At 43.6% G+C, this 16,349-nt stretch carries 15 protein-coding genes and 1 riboswitch; of the genes, 2 read left to right on the forward strand and 13 right to left on the reverse strand.

Going from position 1 to position 16,349, the window contains the following annotated elements:
• Window positions 1-17 precede the first annotated feature (17 nt).
• A riboswitch (cobalamin riboswitch) is annotated at window positions 18-205 on the reverse strand.
• 34 nt (window positions 206-239) lie between these two features.
• From OQY15_RS02135 to OQY15_RS02155, 5 genes are all read right to left on the reverse strand, one after another.
• Entirely contained in the window at window positions 240-779 is a 540-nt protein-coding gene (locus OQY15_RS02135) for an AAA family ATPase (RefSeq protein ID WP_265787138.1), read from the reverse strand.
• Between the two features lie 8 nt (window positions 780-787).
• Window positions 788-1,723 (reverse strand): adenosylcobinamide-phosphate synthase CbiB, encoded by a 936-nt coding sequence (gene cbiB, locus OQY15_RS02140; RefSeq protein ID WP_265787140.1) that lies wholly within the window; start codon window positions 1,721-1,723, stop codon window positions 788-790.
• Entirely contained in the window at window positions 1,708-2,718 is a 1,011-nt protein-coding gene (locus tag OQY15_RS02145) for a threonine-phosphate decarboxylase (protein ID WP_265787142.1), read from the reverse strand. Before OQY15_RS02145 ends, cbiB begins: the two co-directional genes overlap by 16 nt.
• 4 nt (window positions 2,719-2,722) lie before the next feature.
• Complete coding sequence (locus tag OQY15_RS02150) at window positions 2,723-4,213, reverse strand: cobyric acid synthase (RefSeq protein WP_265787144.1); 1,491 nt, start codon at window positions 4,211-4,213, stop codon at window positions 2,723-2,725.
• Between the two features lie 78 nt (window positions 4,214-4,291).
• Window positions 4,292-5,488 (reverse strand): hypothetical protein, encoded by a 1,197-nt coding sequence (locus OQY15_RS02155; RefSeq protein ID WP_265787146.1) that lies wholly within the window; start codon window positions 5,486-5,488, stop codon window positions 4,292-4,294.
• Window positions 5,489-5,652: 164 nt separating this feature from the next.
• On the opposite strand from OQY15_RS02155, the gene OQY15_RS02160 reads away from it, so the two are divergent.
• Window positions 5,653-6,885 (forward strand): TlpA disulfide reductase family protein, encoded by a 1,233-nt coding sequence (locus OQY15_RS02160; protein WP_265787148.1) that lies wholly within the window; start codon window positions 5,653-5,655, stop codon window positions 6,883-6,885.
• 66 nt (window positions 6,886-6,951) lie between these two features.
• On the opposite strand, the gene OQY15_RS02165 is transcribed toward OQY15_RS02160, so the two are convergent.
• On the reverse strand, window positions 6,952-8,163 hold the full coding sequence (locus OQY15_RS02165; RefSeq protein ID WP_265787150.1) for a Myo-inositol-1-phosphate synthase: 1,212 nt from the start codon (window positions 8,161-8,163) through the stop codon (window positions 6,952-6,954).
• Window positions 8,164-8,612: 449 nt separating this feature from the next.
• Here OQY15_RS02165 and OQY15_RS02170 point away from each other — a divergent pair, with 449 nt between their 5' ends.
• Window positions 8,613-8,984: a VOC family protein gene (locus tag OQY15_RS02170; RefSeq protein WP_265787152.1), complete on the forward strand. Its 372-nt coding sequence runs from the start codon at window positions 8,613-8,615 to the stop codon at window positions 8,982-8,984.
• Between the two features lie 54 nt (window positions 8,985-9,038).
• Here the strand turns inward: OQY15_RS02170 and OQY15_RS02175 are convergent, their stop codons facing one another.
• From OQY15_RS02175 to OQY15_RS02205, 7 genes are all read right to left on the reverse strand, one after another.
• On the reverse strand, window positions 9,039-11,345 hold the full coding sequence (locus OQY15_RS02175; RefSeq protein WP_265787154.1) for a TonB-dependent receptor: 2,307 nt from the start codon (window positions 11,343-11,345) through the stop codon (window positions 9,039-9,041).
• A 71-nt stretch (window positions 11,346-11,416) separates the two neighbouring features.
• Entirely contained in the window at window positions 11,417-11,785 is a 369-nt protein-coding gene (locus OQY15_RS02180) for a hypothetical protein (RefSeq protein WP_265787156.1), read from the reverse strand.
• 18 nt (window positions 11,786-11,803) lie between these two features.
• Entirely contained in the window at window positions 11,804-12,589 is a 786-nt protein-coding gene (locus tag OQY15_RS02185; protein WP_265787162.1) for an SDR family oxidoreductase, read from the reverse strand.
• Window position 12,590: 1 nt separating this feature from the next.
• Window positions 12,591-13,451 carry a fumarylacetoacetate hydrolase family protein gene (locus OQY15_RS02190; protein WP_265787164.1) on the reverse strand — a complete coding sequence of 287 codons (861 nt, stop codon included), beginning with the start codon at window positions 13,449-13,451 and terminating at the stop codon, window positions 12,591-12,593.
• A 6-nt stretch (window positions 13,452-13,457) separates the two neighbouring features.
• Window positions 13,458-14,222, reverse strand: a complete 765-nt coding sequence (locus OQY15_RS02195; protein ID WP_265787166.1) for an SDR family oxidoreductase — start codon at window positions 14,220-14,222, stop codon at window positions 13,458-13,460.
• A 27-nt stretch (window positions 14,223-14,249) separates the two neighbouring features.
• Window positions 14,250-15,914, reverse strand: a complete 1,665-nt coding sequence (locus tag OQY15_RS02200; protein ID WP_265787169.1) for an altronate dehydratase family protein — start codon at window positions 15,912-15,914, stop codon at window positions 14,250-14,252.
• A 4-nt stretch (window positions 15,915-15,918) separates the two neighbouring features.
• A complete protein-coding gene (locus tag OQY15_RS02205; protein ID WP_265787171.1) occupies window positions 15,919-16,248 on the reverse strand; it encodes an L-rhamnose mutarotase in 330 nt (109 codons plus the stop codon).
• Between the last annotated feature and the right edge of the window lie 101 nt (window positions 16,249-16,349).

The raw sequence follows: 16,349 nt of genomic DNA on the forward strand, positions 1-16,349 counted from the left end.
GCCTTTCTTCCGAAAGCGTAAGTAAACAATTATCAGGCAGGTCTTCTGACTTCCTCTAACTATCGCCTTCCCTCCTTTTCAGAAAGTGGCATTTTGATAGTGATATGATATGAGGTTTACAGCAGCGGAGACTGTTCTGGATTTACACCAGCATTCCCTATTAAAGTATTTCCTTAGAAATACGACCTAATCATGCAAACCTAAGAGAAAATTTTCAACAATGATCAACCAGACCGTAATTATTTTAGATAATCTGTTATAAATTCAACCCGCCTGGATGCTGTGTCCTTTGGCAACTCCAGGAGTTCAAATCCAAGCGAAGTGTAGGTTGCCCTGATGACCCGGTAAATCGCTTCGGCCTCTTCAAAGCTTTGCCAGCGTTCGGCGTCATTTACGTAAATATCTTTCCATGGCGGAAGTATAAATACCTGTTTTTCATAGGGATGAAGGGATAACTCAGAGAGGTAGTTTTGCGGAACAGGCAAATCAGCAAGCTTGAGATAAGCAATTACATCCGGAATACCGCGGTCAAAGAAAGTGATGGAATTTCCTGCATGTTGAGACCAGGCTGTGCTCATTTCAGCGATTACCTTATCTGAAAAACATGCAATATCCAACCAGGGAAGGCAGTCTGAGCCTTTGGCAACTTCTGCCTTGATCATTTCCCTGGAAATTTCAGCAGAGCAGCTGAATCCTGCTTTTTCGAGCTCTTCTACAAGTGTGGATTTCCCGGAACCGGGACCTCCCGTGATGACATATCTTTTTGTATACAGCTCCATAAACCCTTCTAAAATTGCACAAAGTAAATGCTGATGGACAGCACCACTATCAGACAGACCCCGTGATTAATACTGCTCACTACCTTAAATTCCTCATGCAGGATATCTCTTTCGTTGGCGCCAATATAAGGCTTGGTCACCAATGTTCCGTGATAAATATTCGGGCCTCCAAACCGCACATCCAGGATGCCCGCGAGAGCTGCTTCAGGATAACCGGAATTCGGACTTTTATGCTGGTGACCGTAATGTAGAACAAACCTCCAGCCCCTGAAGCTCAATGTGACCAATAACATCAAAATCGCCGTGATCCTCGCAGGGATAAAGTTTGCCACATCATCAAGCCTGGCAGCAAACTTACCAAAATACTCGTACCTGTCATTCCTGTAGCCGATCATAGAATCCAGCGTATTGATCATTTTATAGGTCAGCATGCCCGGCACGCCTGCGATAAAATAAAAGAACAAAGGAGCTACTACCCCATCGCTCAGGTTTTCAGACATGGTCTCAAATACAGCCTTGCGGATTTGCTGGGCATCAAGCTGTGATGTATCGCGCCCTACAATCCATGAAAGACGTTTCCTTCCTTCCTCAAGCCCCTCATACTGTAAGGCATCAAATACTTTTTTACCCTCAGTAATCAGGCTTTTATTGGCAAGTCCGTAAAAGATGAATATCGTCGCGAAAGGAAAATATACCGGCACCGCATAAAGCAGTAAAAAATGGATGATCGTATAAAAGAAAAGATAAGTTCCTGCACATAAGACAAGTGTGGTGGCCATACCCTTTAGAAATCTGTTTTTTCCCTGATTAAAGTGTTTTTCGGCAATGCCGATGAGGGTACCAAAAAACCTGACCGGATGAGGTAAACGGTAGGGATCTCCGAGGACCAGATCAAGCAGGTATCCCGCCAGCAATGGAATGATGATGATTATATATGTTTCCATTCTGATAAAGCAGTGATCAACATTTCATTCTTTACAGGACTTAACGTCGCAATCCTGATATGGTTTGGAGAAAGTGCCCTGAAATTGCTGGCATCTCTGATTAAAAGATTGAATTTATCCAGGAGGAAGCTCTTTAAACGTGCTGCATTTTGTATTTGTGTTTCTGCGAGAAAGAAGTGGGTATGACTCTCATATATCCTGATGGGTGCCAATGTGAGTCCTCTGATAAAATCCTCTTTATCTTTCAGGATAGCGGACAGCGGCAGCGTAATCTCGTCCAGGTGATCAAAAATAAAATGCCCTGCTTCCATTGCCATTGCATTTACTGTCCAGGGTAGCTTTTCAGAGCTGAGCAAACTGATTACTGAAGGGGCAGCTACAATGTATCCGAGACGCAGTCCGGGGATCGCATAAGCCTTGGTCATAGAACGCATGACGATCAGGTTCTCATATTTTTTCGCGAGCTCCACGACAGAAGTAAAAGACAGGGTAAACTCTATAAAAGCCTCATCTACAACAAACAATGTTTTTTCGTTTGCCTTGATTACCTGCTCCAGCTGAGTATAAACCGTACCGGTTGGATTATTGGGGTTACAGATAAACACAAGATCTGAATGCTCTGTTCCGGCCGGAAAATCGTTCCAGCTGACAAACTCAACCTGATGCCCATGCATGCGACAGGCATCTTCATATTCTGCGAAAGAGGGAATGACTATGGCTGATCTTTTGTGCCTAAAAGCCTGGGCAATCAGATAAATACTTTCTGTGCTTCCATTGGTCACCAGAATATGTTGATCTGATACACCGTAATGAGCAGCGATCTTTTCCGCAAGACTTTCTGCAATTACCTCAGGGTAACGCTGTACTTTATCCCAGTGCTCAAACAAATGTTCCTTTAAGCCTGCTGGTGCCCCCCCATGGTATACATTTGTACTGAAATCAGCTAGTATAGGCTTCCCCTGTAAATATCCGTCGTCTCCGTGTCCCTGAAGCATTGATTTATAATTTTAAATGCTGGTAAACCAGGTCTATATCCAGATTCGCCCTCAGCAAATCAGCTAATTTATCATATTGTTCCTCTCTGAAGGATGAATAATCCTTTGTATCTACCTTCTCATCTGTATAAGGTGCAACAATGTCATTGATCACCACAGGGTTATCCAGTATTCCATGAAGATAAGAACCCCAGCATTTTTCTGAAACGAAATACCCATCAGCGTGTCCGTCTGCGAAAATTGCAGTAGCGGCACTGCTTACTTCATTGTTATTGGACATCCTGGTTTCACCCATATGAATTTCATATCCCCTGCATAGTTCAGGGTAGCCGCGATAGGTAAATTCGCATACCCTTGTAGTTTTCTCAGCGAGCAATGTGGTTGTTACAGGCAATATACCAAGACCGGCAATTTCACCTTTTGAGGATTCCACTTTCAGCGGATCTGCGATCATTTCTCCCATCATCTGATAACCTCCGCAAATACCGATCACCGTTTTACCAGATTGATGTGCATCCAGGATCGCCGCGGCCAGCCCATTATTTTTCAATTCTATAAGATCTTCAATCGTATTCTTGCTTCCGGGCAGAATAATGATATCTGCACCGCTGAGCCCATCTTCCGTATGGGTGTAATACAAGTTTACTCTGGGATCCTTATCCAGACGGTCGAAATCAGTAAAATTAGACATTCTACCCAGCAGCACCACGGCGATGTTAACCTTTCCACTGACGGCATTTCTGCGTTTCTGCTGTAAAGCTACCGCATCTTCTTCTTCTATATGGATATCCCTGAAGTATGGAAGAATACCAACTACCGGCACTCCGCAAAGTTCTTCAATGATCTTTTTTCCTTCCTGAAATAAGGCGGCATCTCCACGAAACTTGTTGATGATAATTCCTTTGATACAGGCTTTTTCTTCGGGTTGCAACAACTGCATTGTACCGTACAAACTCGCAAAGATGCCCCCCCTGTCAATATCTGTAATCAGGTAAGTTGCTGCTCCGGCTGCTATAGCCATGCGCATATTTGTGATGTCCCTGGCTTTGAGGTTCAATTCAGAGATACTCCCCGCCCCCTCCATCACGATGGGATGATAGCGCGATGCGAGTCGGCCATAAGCCAGTTTTACTTCTTCAAATAATGCGGCACGGTCGCCCGACATAAAATATTCTTTTGCCGTTTGGTTGCCAATGAATTTGCCATTCAGGATCACCTGTGATGTTTTATCAGTGGTTGGTTTCAGCAGTACCGGATTCATATCAGTATGACAGGGTATGCCCGCAGCTTCTGCCTGAACGGCCTGCGCGCGACCGATTTCCAGTCCTTCGGGAGTGGCATAGCTGTTGAGCGACATATTCTGCGCTTTGAATGGCGCAGGGGCATAACCATCCTGTTTAAATATCCGGCAAAATCCCGCTGTGATTACACTTTTCCCTACATCAGATGATGTTCCCACGAACATGACAGGCCTGAGTTTATATTGCATTTCCATCAACTGCAATTGTACACTTTTATCAGGCAGCTTACAAGTGGATATTTAATTCTATCAAAAAATAATTCATTTAAAGGATCAGTATTGCGGATCGTACTGATAAACAATATTGTATGGAATGTTTTTGAGATTTGAGGCCAGTTTACCTACCGGCAGATCTTCAATTTCCGGTGTGGCTTCGCAGACAGAATAGACCTTGCCCCTGTACCAGATAGGTTCGCCAACGGGTTTGCTAAACGCCACTGCCATGGTAATATGTGTTGGATACAACAGCGCGATCATGGGCAGGTTATAGATCTCCTTCACGAGATAGAAAAACAATGCCGCACGATCATCACAATCACTGTAAGTGGAAGAAAGCGTTTGTTCTGGCGACATCCGTTTCTCCTTACCGAAATTTTCCTGATCATTTTCATAGAGGAAGGCATATCTGGTAAAGCGCATCAGGTAGTCTACTCCTTTTTTCTGATCCATCTTACCAATGTTCTTTTTGAGTAATGGGATGAGAGAGCTGTAAGTTTCTTTACTGAGGGGGATGTTAAAATAGGTTTCAAAATCTACACCTGGATAGTTGGCAAAAATTGTTTTAACCGCTGCATTGAGCTTGATATTAAAGTGATATTGTTTATGTTCATAAGTGAAGTTTAGCTTTTTCTGCACGTAATTGGCCGGACTAAAATCCGGCATACGGGTAACCTTGTAAGAAAATGCCTTTCTAGCCTCAGGGATGTCGATTTGAACAGGTACCGGCGGATCATCATTCAGATTGCTATCAGCATAATCGTGGTAGTTCAGGCACATGTATTTTTTATGATCAACTTCAAAAAAAGGGATATCAGCTATATCCTCATCGTTGAACACATAAAATATTATTCTGTGTCCCGAAAGTGCAAGCCGCGCATCATAACCTGATTTTGCAAGGAGAAACCATTTGTATAAGGTATAATTTCCGTAGTTCTGTTCCTTGGGACAAAGCTGCTGGGCAACCTTACGCACCAGCTGGTAGAATAACCAGTCGTTAAGTTCATATTTTGATTTGTAAGCAGCAAGCGAATCAATTACCGGCTGAAAGTTTCCCGCATTCAACTTTTGGAATTCCTTTTTAACCTGGCTGTCTGATGGATCTTTTGGTAGCTGTACTGATAAGCTGCTATCTGCTGCCAGATAAAAATTGTGACCATAGAAGTCGACCGGTACAGTCTTCACCTGTCCATGCAGACCGGAAAGTCCGGTATACAATAGTATAGTGAAAAACAAAACATTCAAGCTGTTCATGGTAATAATCTGGTCTATTCAATATACGAAATTATCCTGATATGCAGATGATTAAATCATCAAATAATAATAGTGACATTACTGTTACCCTATAAGATCAGTAGAGTTTATAAAAACTACTATCTTCGTATCTTATAAAAAATCAAAGACTAAAATTATTCGATATGTTAAAGACGTTCTCCATATTAGGCGTACTGGCTACGCTGACCTTCGGCGCTGTGGCAGACCCTGTTCTCCAGAATGGTACATGGCGTGCCTCCCTGATAAGGGAAGATGGCAATCACATCATTTTCAATCTGGATGTGACACATCAGAAAGGCAAAACTACGCTATATGTTGTGAATGGCCAGGAAAGGATGCTGGTAAAAGATGTAAGGGCAGTGAATGATTCCCTGTTTATAGAGATGCCGGTTTTTGAATCTTCATTCAAGGTTAAAATCATATCAAAAGATAGTATTTCGGGAACCTGGTACAAGAGAGGATCGGTTAAAGACCTGGAAATGCCTTTTAGCGCCACTGCAAAACAGAACTACCGCTTTGCCCCGGTCAACGGCAATGCTGCAGAGAACGTTGATGGCAAATGGAAAATCGATTTCCAGAATGGTCATGAGCCTGCTATAGGTAATTTCTCGCAAAAAGGAAATGTCGTTACCGGATCCATTCTGACTACTTCAGGTGATTACCGTTTCCTCGCAGGAAGCGTTACGGGTGACCTTTTACAACTTTCTACTTTCGATGGCGTACATGCCATGTTTTTCAGCGCCAGGGTTAAAGGTGGAAATACACTTGCGGAGGCAAAGATGTACAGTGGCAAAGCTCCGGTTCAGGAATGGTCGGCATTAAAAGATCCTAATGTATTACTGCCTGAGGAGAAACTGACCAAATTAAAGGATGGAGAAGATGGCAGACTGAATTTCAGTTTCGTAGATCTTGAAGGCAAGCAGGTGTCGATCAAAGACAAACGTTTTCAAGGCAAGGTTGTAGTCATCCAGCTCATGGGATCATGGTGCCCTAACTGCATGGACGAAACGGAGTTCATGAGTGCCTATTACGATAAAAATAAACAGCGCGGCGTTGAGATGGTTGGTCTGGCGTATGAATATACCACTGACATCAACCGTTCAAAGGCCAGTCTCAGCAAATTCAAAAAACGTTTTAACGTAAAATACCCATTGCTGATCACACCGGTAACGGTGTCTGACCCGCAACGTACGGAGAAAACATTGCCGCAGCTGACGAATATTAAAGTCTTCCCTACGACACTGATTTTAGATCGCAGTGGTAAGATATCAGAGATTACCACGGATTTCTTTGGTCCGGGAACAGGCGATTATTACATCAAGTTCAAGGAAGAGTTTGAAAGGAAAATGGACAAGCTTCTGGAGAATAAAGGCTAATCCCTTTCTACAAGAAAACCCCGCCCCGGAATTACCTGGACGGGGTTTTCTTTTGTATGAAGAATTTTAGATAGCCTGAGCTACTGCAACTTTTAATTGTTTTCTTGTAGATGCTGTCAGCTCACGTTTAGCTAATGCATGGCATTCGTAGATCGCATCACTGAACATCATCTGCTCAGGCGGAGTTTTCTGCGTAGAGGCTGAAGGACCTCTCAATGCGCCTACCAGACCCAGTTCCCTTGCCACATATACATATCTGATAGCATCAATTACCACACCTGCTGAGTTTGGAGAATCCTGAACCGAAAGCTGTGCGTCAAATACTACAGGCGCCCCCATGAAACCCTCTAATTCCAAACGGAAGTTTGCTACTTTATTGTCTCCGTAGAAAGCGATATACTCTGATGGACCGGCATGTAAGAAACTGTCCTCTGTAGAGATACCTCTGATATCATTCTGAGCCCTGATTACATTTTCTTTAGAGATCTTTTTAGATTTCAGACGGTTTTTATCTTCCATATTCAGGAAATCTGTATTACCGCCTACATTTCTTTGAATGTGTGCTTTCACATGATGGCCACGTTCAAAAGCAAGTTCCTGCAGCATCTGAGATACGATACTTGCACCAAACTGGCTACGCATATCGTCCCCAATGATCGGAATACCCGCATCAATGAATCTTTGCTCCCAAACAGGATCTGAAGCAATAAATACCGGGATACAATTAACCAGAGAAATGCCAAGTTCCAGACAGATCTCAGCATAAAACTCAGTTGCCTGTTGTGACCCTACCGGCAGGTAGTTAATCAATACTTCCGCTTGATGCTCACGCAGTTGTGCAATGATCTCTTCGCGCAAGGCGTTAACCTCGTTCTTATCATAAGATACGCCGTCTTTCAGGATATCTGTATTTTTAAGTTCGTCTTTGATCACAAACCTGTTTGCTTCAGGATAAGCAGCCATTTGTGGGGAAACCCCATCAATTACTGGCGATCTGTAAATAGGAGCTTCAGATGCAATGTCTGCATTGAGCACCATGGTGCAGTTTGGTTTGGCGAAAATCGCTTCTTTTAAGGGTGTGCCAATCTTTCTTTCATCCACATCAAACCCGCAGACGAATTCAATGTCTGCAGCTTTATAGCCACCGATATCATCAGCCATCAGGCCTGATGTTTTATCACTAAATTTTGTATAATATTCTACACCCTGAACGAGTGAGCTTGCGCAATTGCCTACGCCTAAAATTGCAACTCTGATTTTTTTTTCCTGGTTTTGCATTCTTGAATTGGGTTATTCATAATTTGTAGGATGGCGAATATTTATGGCAGAATCTCTCCATCCTATCATGACAAAAATAGAAATCAGATTACAATTTTCCTCATGATTCTTGCCAATATCCGTAAAATGAATGTGATGAACATTAAATTTGACATTCTGACAACTTTAACTTCATAGTCAGGACGTATAGAAATTAATGATTTGACTTCAAATTAGATTGCTTAATCAATTTCGCAAAAAGAGGCTTCAAAACCTTGTAAATAGTTAAATATTAGCCGCAAAATATATTACAAATCAAGTAATTAACCTTATAAGACATCAAAAAATATTGAATATTTAAGTGCTAAATTGATTTAAAATTGCATAAAAGCGATTTGCAACCCTTCACATTTTATAAAACAAACCCTTAATGAAAATATTTGTTATGCTTTGATGATAAGAATTTAAAAATGAAAAATTACAAAGATAAACAGACTATCATTCCCTACCTGATGCTGGTAAATGCACTGGAATTTATCGAATTTGTGCAGACAGTGTTTGGTGCGGAGATACTCTTAAACAATCTGGCCGACGACAACAGGACAGTATTGAATGCTGAGCTCAGGATTGGGCATACGGTGATATTACTTTCGGAAGCAAAAGATAAATATGGAAAAGCTGTAGGAAATTTCTTTATATATGTCGGTGATGCCGATGAAGCGTTCAACAGAGCGATATTTCACGGAGCCTCAGTTGTGAAACAGGTCTCTGATATGGATTATGGCAGAAGTGGTGGCGTAGAAGACCCATTTGGTAATACCTGGTGGCTCACTACTGCCTGATTTCAATATAAAGAGAGTGATCAGAAGATCACTCTCTTTATTAAAGTTCCCGCCTTAAAGAAAATATTTTAGAGAAAAACCTGCGTATGCGTTTCTCTTCGGGGAGGGATTAAAATATGGCGACTGCCCTCCGGCACCAATTGCCGCATTCAGTGATAGTATCGAACTATAAGATGCATTGAAAGCATTATCAACACCTCCGTAAATATTCAGCTCAAATGACTGTCCTAATTTTCGTCTGTAACCCAGCTTAGCTCCTGCAACCCCATATGAGGGGTTATAGGCTGTATTACTGTCATTCAGGGGTATCTGATCATTGTAGTAATAATTCAGATTAGCATATAGACCTGAACGCATTTCCAGATCCAGCCCTGCACTCAGCACCCATGGAGCCACTCCGGTCAGTTCATTCCCGTCATATGTTGCTGTAACCTGGTTCGCCGCATTCAGGATCCGGTAATCCTTAAAACTAAAATCTGAGTAAGTGAGTGCTACAAATGGCCTCAAACTGGCGATTGCATGCTCATCTTCAGGTTTAAATGCCTGCCAGGACAAGGCTAGCTCAGCACCATTATGCGAGGTCTTGCCCGCGTTATTATAGATGGTAATGCCCTGCTGAACCGACTGCGCAATCAGTTCACCTTTCATATCCATTTTAAAGACTGCCAGATCATAACTCAATCTCGAATGGAAAAGATTTCCTTTGGCATTGATCTCATAATTAAGTGCTTTCTCTGCCTGAAGATTGGGATTGATAGAGCCGTCAACATTTTTCACTTCTGAACTTGAAGGAGGCGAGAAACCTGAACTTACGCTGGCGTGCAGACTGAGCGCCTCAGAGAAGTTATGACTCAGTGCAACACGTGGTGTAGCCTGAGGTTTAAAATCCTTGATTCCCGTCTGTGCAGGTACCAGATAGTTGGAAACATCATATTTCAAACTGTTATAACTTAAGCCCAGCGTGAGTAGCGTCCGGCTTCCCAACTTTGTTTCCGACTGATAAAAAAGTGAGTATAGGGTATTCCGGTAATCAATATTTGCCGTCAGTGCTCCTTCTTTGCCCTGGTTGTTTACATACTGCGTGCCCTTGGTAAGGCCCTGGTTAAACTCCATCCCTGCAATAAATTTAGTAGGCAGGATATCAAATCCGGCATCATAGCTGAAACTTGTCCTTCCGCCGTAGCTCTGGTAAAAATTCCTCAGATAAGCATATGGAAGGGGATGGTCCAGGTCGTAAGAGTAGGTGAATACACTTGTGCTGTTTGAAAACTGGTCATTGAATTTGTACTGTTGCCCCAATCCTACCCTTGTCCAGGTTTGATAGCGTCCTGCCTGTTTGTCCAGGTTACTGGCATTGGCCTGTTCCGGATCAGCAGCCACCTGATCGGCGGTCAATGAACCGGGGATCTGCGAATATTGTGTGGTTCTGTTCAGCAACAGCGTGATGATCCTTTTATCACTGGGAAAAAGCTGGAAGTTTCCTGAGAGAAATCTTCTCATATCATTACTGTGCTGGCGGTACCCATCAAACTCCTGCCAGCCGTAAGAAACGTAGCTGTTGATTTTGTCGCCACCGCTCCGGTATGTCGCAGCAAGCCTGTGTAGCCCATAACTCCCCGCAAGCGCAGAACCTTCAAAACTCTGCTCAGCATATGGAGAGCGTTGCAGCTGAAAGTTGATTACCCCTCCGGTTCCGGCACCATAAATACTGGAGGCAGGACCTTTGATCACTTCAGCCCTGCCGATACTGTTCACATCCAAAGCCTCGATACGTGTGGTACCATCAGCTTCTGTTACAGGAATATCATTGAGATATACTTTGATATTTCTCAGTCCGAAAGAAGAGCGGACACCATTGCCCCTGATCGAAATCCTGCCTTCTGAAAGCGTACTCTGGTCCATCCTTACTCCTGGGATAGAATTTAGGGCCTGTTGAAAGGACATTCCGCTACCGCGATTGATGTCTTTGCTGGTGATCAGCGCAATCGCTCCTGCAGTTTCCTTCTTTGTACGGTTGCCGGCAAAACCCGTTACCCGTACTTCATTGAGGTTTGCCTCATCTGCGTCCAGCTGGATATTCAGCATATCAGCCTTTGCTCCTATGTTTACGATCTGGGTTTTGAAACCTATAAGCACAAATTTGAGCCTGGTATCCGTTGCGGAAAACTGAAAAGAGAAACGTCCGTTACGATCAGACTCCGCAAGAACCTGATCTTTATTGTTTTTAATCATTACACCGGCCAAAGCCTGTTTAGTTTGTGAGTCGAAAATGCTGCCTGTTACAGCCTGATCCTGTGCCTGCACGCCGATAGAAAACATCGCGAAAACAGCAAGCACAATGATGTATCTGATGATATTCATTAAGTTGCGAAATAAAAGTCCATAAAAAAACCACCGGTATCTTTTGATACCGGTGTTATACGATAAGGATTTTATGCGCGTGGAGGCTGAAAGATATCAGCTGCAAACTCAGGCAGGCGAAAAGGTATTTCGCTCTGGTATACTGATGCGATCTGCATCACGTAAGGTGAAAATGATAGTTTCTCTACTACCACTCCGACCTGGAATAACGACCGTTGATTTTCACGGTCCCTGCTTTTTTCTTTTTGTTCCGCCTGTTTCAGTTTCCGCATCAGGTAACACTTGCCATTACAGTGCAGCTGAGGCTTATCTTTGTTGATACAGAGTTCGGATACAATAAAGTTTTCGTTCAGTTCAAAACCTGCATATACAAACAGCTGGTTAAAGTTAGCTGCAAGTGTCGTAAAGATCAATATATGTGCAAGTATGCTTCTCAACATTTTGCAAATATATAAAAACTATGCACTAACCGATCTGTCTAAATGAACATATCCACCATCCACATAAACCAATTGTCCTGTCGTATGGCTTGATCTTCCTGATAACAGGAATAGGACGGCATTGGCTATCTCCTCTGCAGTGGTCATACGGTTCTCCAGAGGAATCTTATCCAGCGTAGCTTTTAGCTTCTCTTCAGGATTGGGCAGTGAATTGATCCATGTTTCATACAAAGGTGTGTAACATTCTGCGACAATCACAGCGTTCACGCGGATACTGTAGGGTAGTAGCTCAACAGCCCATTCTCTGGTCAGCGCATTTCTGGCCCCATTCGATGCAGCATAGGCAGAAGTTCCTCCCTGTCCTGTCTCCGCCACCTTTGATCCGATGTTTACAATAGCACCCTTGCTTTTCTTTAACCAGGGCAGGCAATGCTGCGCCATCATGTAATAGTGGATCACATTTTTATGTAAACTGCTAACAAAAGCATCGTAATTTCCGCTTTCAAGACCTACGCCATCATTTACACCTGCGTTATTTACAAGACCATCAATCTTTCCGAATTGTTCAATGACCTTATTTACCGTCATCCCCGCCTGTTCAGGATCAGTAAGTTCTGCAACTACCTGGAATCCCTGCAGCCCCTGTGCATGGAGGTCGTTCAGGATCCTGTTATTATCAGCTTCGTTACGCCCAACGATCACCGGGATAGCACCCTCATTCGCCAGCTGCCGAACGATACCTTCTCCAATTCCTTTTGCCCCGCCGGTAACGATCACTATTTTGTCTTTTAACTGCAGATCCATTTTATCCTTCTTTTACATATGCCTTTAACTCCTGTTTCGCAGTGCCCAATCCGTCAATTCCCAATTCTACCACATCACCCTCTTTCAGGTAGACTGGTGGATTAAAGCCTAATCCAACTCCTGCAGGTGTACCGGTGGAAATCACATCACCCGGAAGCAGCGTCATAAACTGACTCAGGTAAGAAACAACTGTAGGAACATCAAAGATAAAGTCAGACGTGTTGCCATCCTGCATCATCTTTCCGTTCACGCTCAGCCAGAGGCGAAGGTTATTTACATCTTCCAGTTCATCAGGCGTAGCCAGGAAAGGTCCCATTGGTGCAAACGTATCACAACCTTTACCCTTATCCCAGGTGCCACCTTTCTCCAACTGAAACTCACGCTCAGAAACATCATTATGCAAGGTATAACCTGCCACATAATCCAATGCATCAGCAACATCCACATACGAGGCTTTTTTGCCGATTACCACAGCCAATTCCACTTCCCAATCAGTTTTCACCGAATTTTTAGGGATCACGATAGGATCATTTGGTCCCACCAATGAGGTCGTAGATTTCATAAATATGATTGGCTCAGCAGGAATCTGTGCGTTGGTTTCTTTGGCATGGTTCGCATAATTTAATCCGATGCACACAATTTTTGAAGGGCGCGCAATCGGAGAACCCAAACGGGAACCGGCAGGTATTTCAATCAGATCGCCTTTGTTGGCTTTGACAAATTCTTCAAGTCTTTCCAGTCCGTTATCTTCAAAAAATTGTTCATTGTAATCTCCGCCAAAGGCAGAAGTATCGTATTTCACATCATCTATGATCACACCAGTTTTTTCTTTACCGGCAGCACCCCATCTTATTAGTTTCATATCTTTTTAGTTATTAAGTTTTATAAATCCTCCATCAATCGGATAGTCATTTCCGGTTACAAATCCGGATTCTTCGGCACACAGGTATAAGGCCAGTGAGGCTACCTCCTCCGGTCTGCCCATTCGCCCCAGGGGCTGGCTTTTAGAGAGTTTAGCAAAAATCTCCTCTTCCTGTCCCGCATAATTTTTAGCAATAAAACCATCCACAAATGGTGTATGCACCCTCGCAGGAGAAATACTGTTACAGCGGATACCCTCGGCCATATAATCCCTTGCAACGGACATTGTCATCGCGTAGATGGCACCCTTGCTCATCGAATAGGCAAACCTGTCCGTGATCCCTACTACGGCAGCGATCGAAGCCATATTCAGAATCGCTGCACTTTTACTTTTCTTCAATAACGGAATTCCCGCAAACAGCGTATTGTAGGCCCCTTTTACATTGACATCAAATACCTTCGTAAAATCTTCTTCGTTTGTGGTATCGGCTTTACCGATATGGGCAATGCCGGCATTATTTACCAGAATATCGAGTTTTCCAATCTGATTAAAGATCTTTACCACATCCTGTTGCCTGCTCACATCGCAACCGTGGGCAAAGGCAGTTCCCTGTTTTTCCCTGATCTCATTTACCGTCTCCTCAGCTGCAGCAGCATTGAGTTCGATGATATGCACATGTGCACCCTGTGCGGCAAAAAGCACCGAAATCGCTTTTCCGATACCACTTCCACCTCCAGTGATAATTGCTGTTTTTCCTTCTAAACTAAACATATATTCAATGTTAATGAATTTCTAAAATTATAATGACACACCTCTTTTCCAGGGAATAAAGTCATCCTGGCCGAGTTCTACAGCTTTAGGTTTAATATTTCCGCTGGCAACCTCGATCACATATCTCAGTAAACGCTCTGCAGATTCCTCAATACTTTCTTTTCCTTCAATAATAGTTCCGCAGTTGATATCAATGATATCAGGCATTCTGGTGTACAGCGCTGTATTGGTAGAAATCTTCACCACAGGGGCCACAGGGTTACCTGTAGGTGTACCAAGACCGGTGGTAAAAAGCACAATATTTGCTCCTGAAGCCACTTCGGCTGTAGTGCTCTCTACATCGCTTCCCGGAGTACACAGCAGGTTCAGTCCTGGCTTGCTTACCTTTTCAGGATAATCCAATACTGCTGTAACGGGAGAGTTTCCTCCCTTTTTAGCAGCACCGGCAGACTTGATGGCATCTGTAATCAGGCCGTCTTTGATATTCCCTGGTGAAGGATTAGCATAGAAACCAGATCCTGTAGCTTCTGCCAGGGCATTATAGGTTGTCATTAGTCCCATAAACCGTTCAGCAGTAGGCACATCCACACAACGATCGCTCATCTCCTGCTCTACCCCGCAAAGTTCAGGAAACTCTGCCAGGATCACACTCCCGCCCATCGTCACCAGAAGATCTGAAAGATGACCCAGGGCAGGGTTTGCAGAAATTCCGGAGAAGCCGTCTGAGCCTCCGCATTCCAGACCGATACACAGCTTAGATAAAGGAGCTGGTTTTCTTTCCTGCAGATTCGCCTGCATCAGTCCCGCAAAGGTTTGCTTTAAAGCTTCTTCCAGTAACTTACTCTCTGTACCCAGCTTTTGCTGTTCAAGGATCACCAATGGCTTTTTAAAATCAGGATCCCTTTTTTTGATCTCATCCTGCAGGATGCTTGCCTGTGCATGCTGACAACCGAGGCTAAGCACGGTAGCGCCTGCAACATTAGGATGGGTAATATATCCGGCGAGTAAACCGCAAAGGGTATCAGAATCCATCCTGGTACCGCCACAGCCCATATCGTGGTTCAGGAATTTGATGCCATCGATATTTGGAAACAGCTGGTTCGCAACTTTGGGCGTTGCAGAACGCTGCAGGTCTGCATTAAGAATATCCTCTACCGACTTACCGGTCTGGTACAGCGCAATAAGGCTGTCTACTTCATTTTCATAGCTCTTGGGTTTTTTAAAACCCAGTTTGCCGATCAGCGCTTCTTTGAGCACTTCTACATTGCGGTTCTCACAAAATACCAGTGGGATGACAATCCAGTAATTGGCTGTTCCTACGCTGCCATCTTCACGGTGATAACCCATAAATGTCTGTTCTGCAAAAGCAGATACATCTGGCTTCTGCCACTGAGTTTTTCTTTCGCCCAATGCATAATCTTCAGCTGCATGTACTACATTATCCACGGTTATTGCAGTACCAAGAGCAATATGCTCACTGGCTTTACCTACCAGCACCCCATACATATGGATCTGCTCACCGGGAGCCAGCGGCGTAAGGGTAAACTTGTGTTTCGCTGATACCGCAGTCAGCAGCGCAAAGCTTTGGCCATTGAAATTAATGGTAGTACCTGCAGGCAGATCCACCAGGGCCACCAGAACATTGTCCAGCGGATGAATTTGTATATACGACGTTTCTTGTGTTGCCGGCATAAATTTAGAGTTCAAAAATTTTATTCATTAACATCCATTTCTCACCCGGTTTTGCTCCCGGTAAGGCCTGCTGATATTTCCACATCAGCGTTTCCCATTCCTGCACTTTAGCATTGGCAGTATCCATGGCCGATTTCTTCTCAAAGCTGAAACTATCGTTGACATCCATGATCATAAAAAGGCGGTTAGCTAAGCGGTAGATCGTCATCTCTTCTATTCCGGATTCCTTGATACTGATATAGATTTCCGGCCATATTTGCTGGTGTAATCTTTCGTATTCTGCAATTAATTCCGGATCATCGATGAGATCAAGGGTTAGACAATATCTGTTCATAATCTGTAATTTTAGATGTGATGTATATTCAGTTACCCAAAGGAAGGTAAAATTGACAGGATATTTTTTATGATTTGAACAAAAGATTAAATGATTTTGGC

The sequence above is a fragment of the Pedobacter sp. MC2016-15 genome, assembly GCF_026239695.1.
Taxonomy (GTDB): domain Bacteria; phylum Bacteroidota; class Bacteroidia; order Sphingobacteriales; family Sphingobacteriaceae; genus Pedobacter.

Coding starts and splice junctions, on each gene's coding strand:
- OQY15_RS02135 (WP_265787138.1), bottom strand. CDS start 779: ATGGAGCTGTATACAAAAAGATATGTCATCACGGGAGGTCCCGGTTCC.
- cbiB (WP_265787140.1), bottom strand. CDS start 1,723: ATGGAAACATATATAATCATCATCATTCCATTGCTGGCGGGATACCTG.
- OQY15_RS02145 (WP_265787142.1), bottom strand. CDS start 2,718: ATGCTTCAGGGACACGGAGACGACGGATATTTACAGGGGAAGCCTATA.
- OQY15_RS02150 (WP_265787144.1), bottom strand. CDS start 4,213: ATGGAAATGCAATATAAACTCAGGCCTGTCATGTTCGTGGGAACATCA.
- OQY15_RS02155 (WP_265787146.1), bottom strand. CDS start 5,488: ATGAACAGCTTGAATGTTTTGTTTTTCACTATACTATTGTATACCGGA.
- OQY15_RS02160 (WP_265787148.1), top strand. CDS start 5,653: ATGTTAAAGACGTTCTCCATATTAGGCGTACTGGCTACGCTGACCTTC.
- OQY15_RS02165 (WP_265787150.1), bottom strand. CDS start 8,163: ATGCAAAACCAGGAAAAAAAAATCAGAGTTGCAATTTTAGGCGTAGGC.
- OQY15_RS02170 (WP_265787152.1), top strand. CDS start 8,613: ATGAAAAATTACAAAGATAAACAGACTATCATTCCCTACCTGATGCTG.
- OQY15_RS02175 (WP_265787154.1), bottom strand. CDS start 11,345: ATGAATATCATCAGATACATCATTGTGCTTGCTGTTTTCGCGATGTTT.
- OQY15_RS02180 (WP_265787156.1), bottom strand. CDS start 11,785: ATGTTGAGAAGCATACTTGCACATATATTGATCTTTACGACACTTGCA.
- OQY15_RS02185 (WP_265787162.1), bottom strand. CDS start 12,589: ATGGATCTGCAGTTAAAAGACAAAATAGTGATCGTTACCGGCGGGGCA.
- OQY15_RS02190 (WP_265787164.1), bottom strand. CDS start 13,451: ATGAAACTAATAAGATGGGGTGCTGCCGGTAAAGAAAAAACTGGTGTG.
- OQY15_RS02195 (WP_265787166.1), bottom strand. CDS start 14,222: ATGTTTAGTTTAGAAGGAAAAACAGCAATTATCACTGGAGGTGGAAGT.
- OQY15_RS02200 (WP_265787169.1), bottom strand. CDS start 15,914: ATGCCGGCAACACAAGAAACGTCGTATATACAAATTCATCCGCTGGAC.
- OQY15_RS02205 (WP_265787171.1), bottom strand. CDS start 16,248: ATGAACAGATATTGTCTAACCCTTGATCTCATCGATGATCCGGAATTA.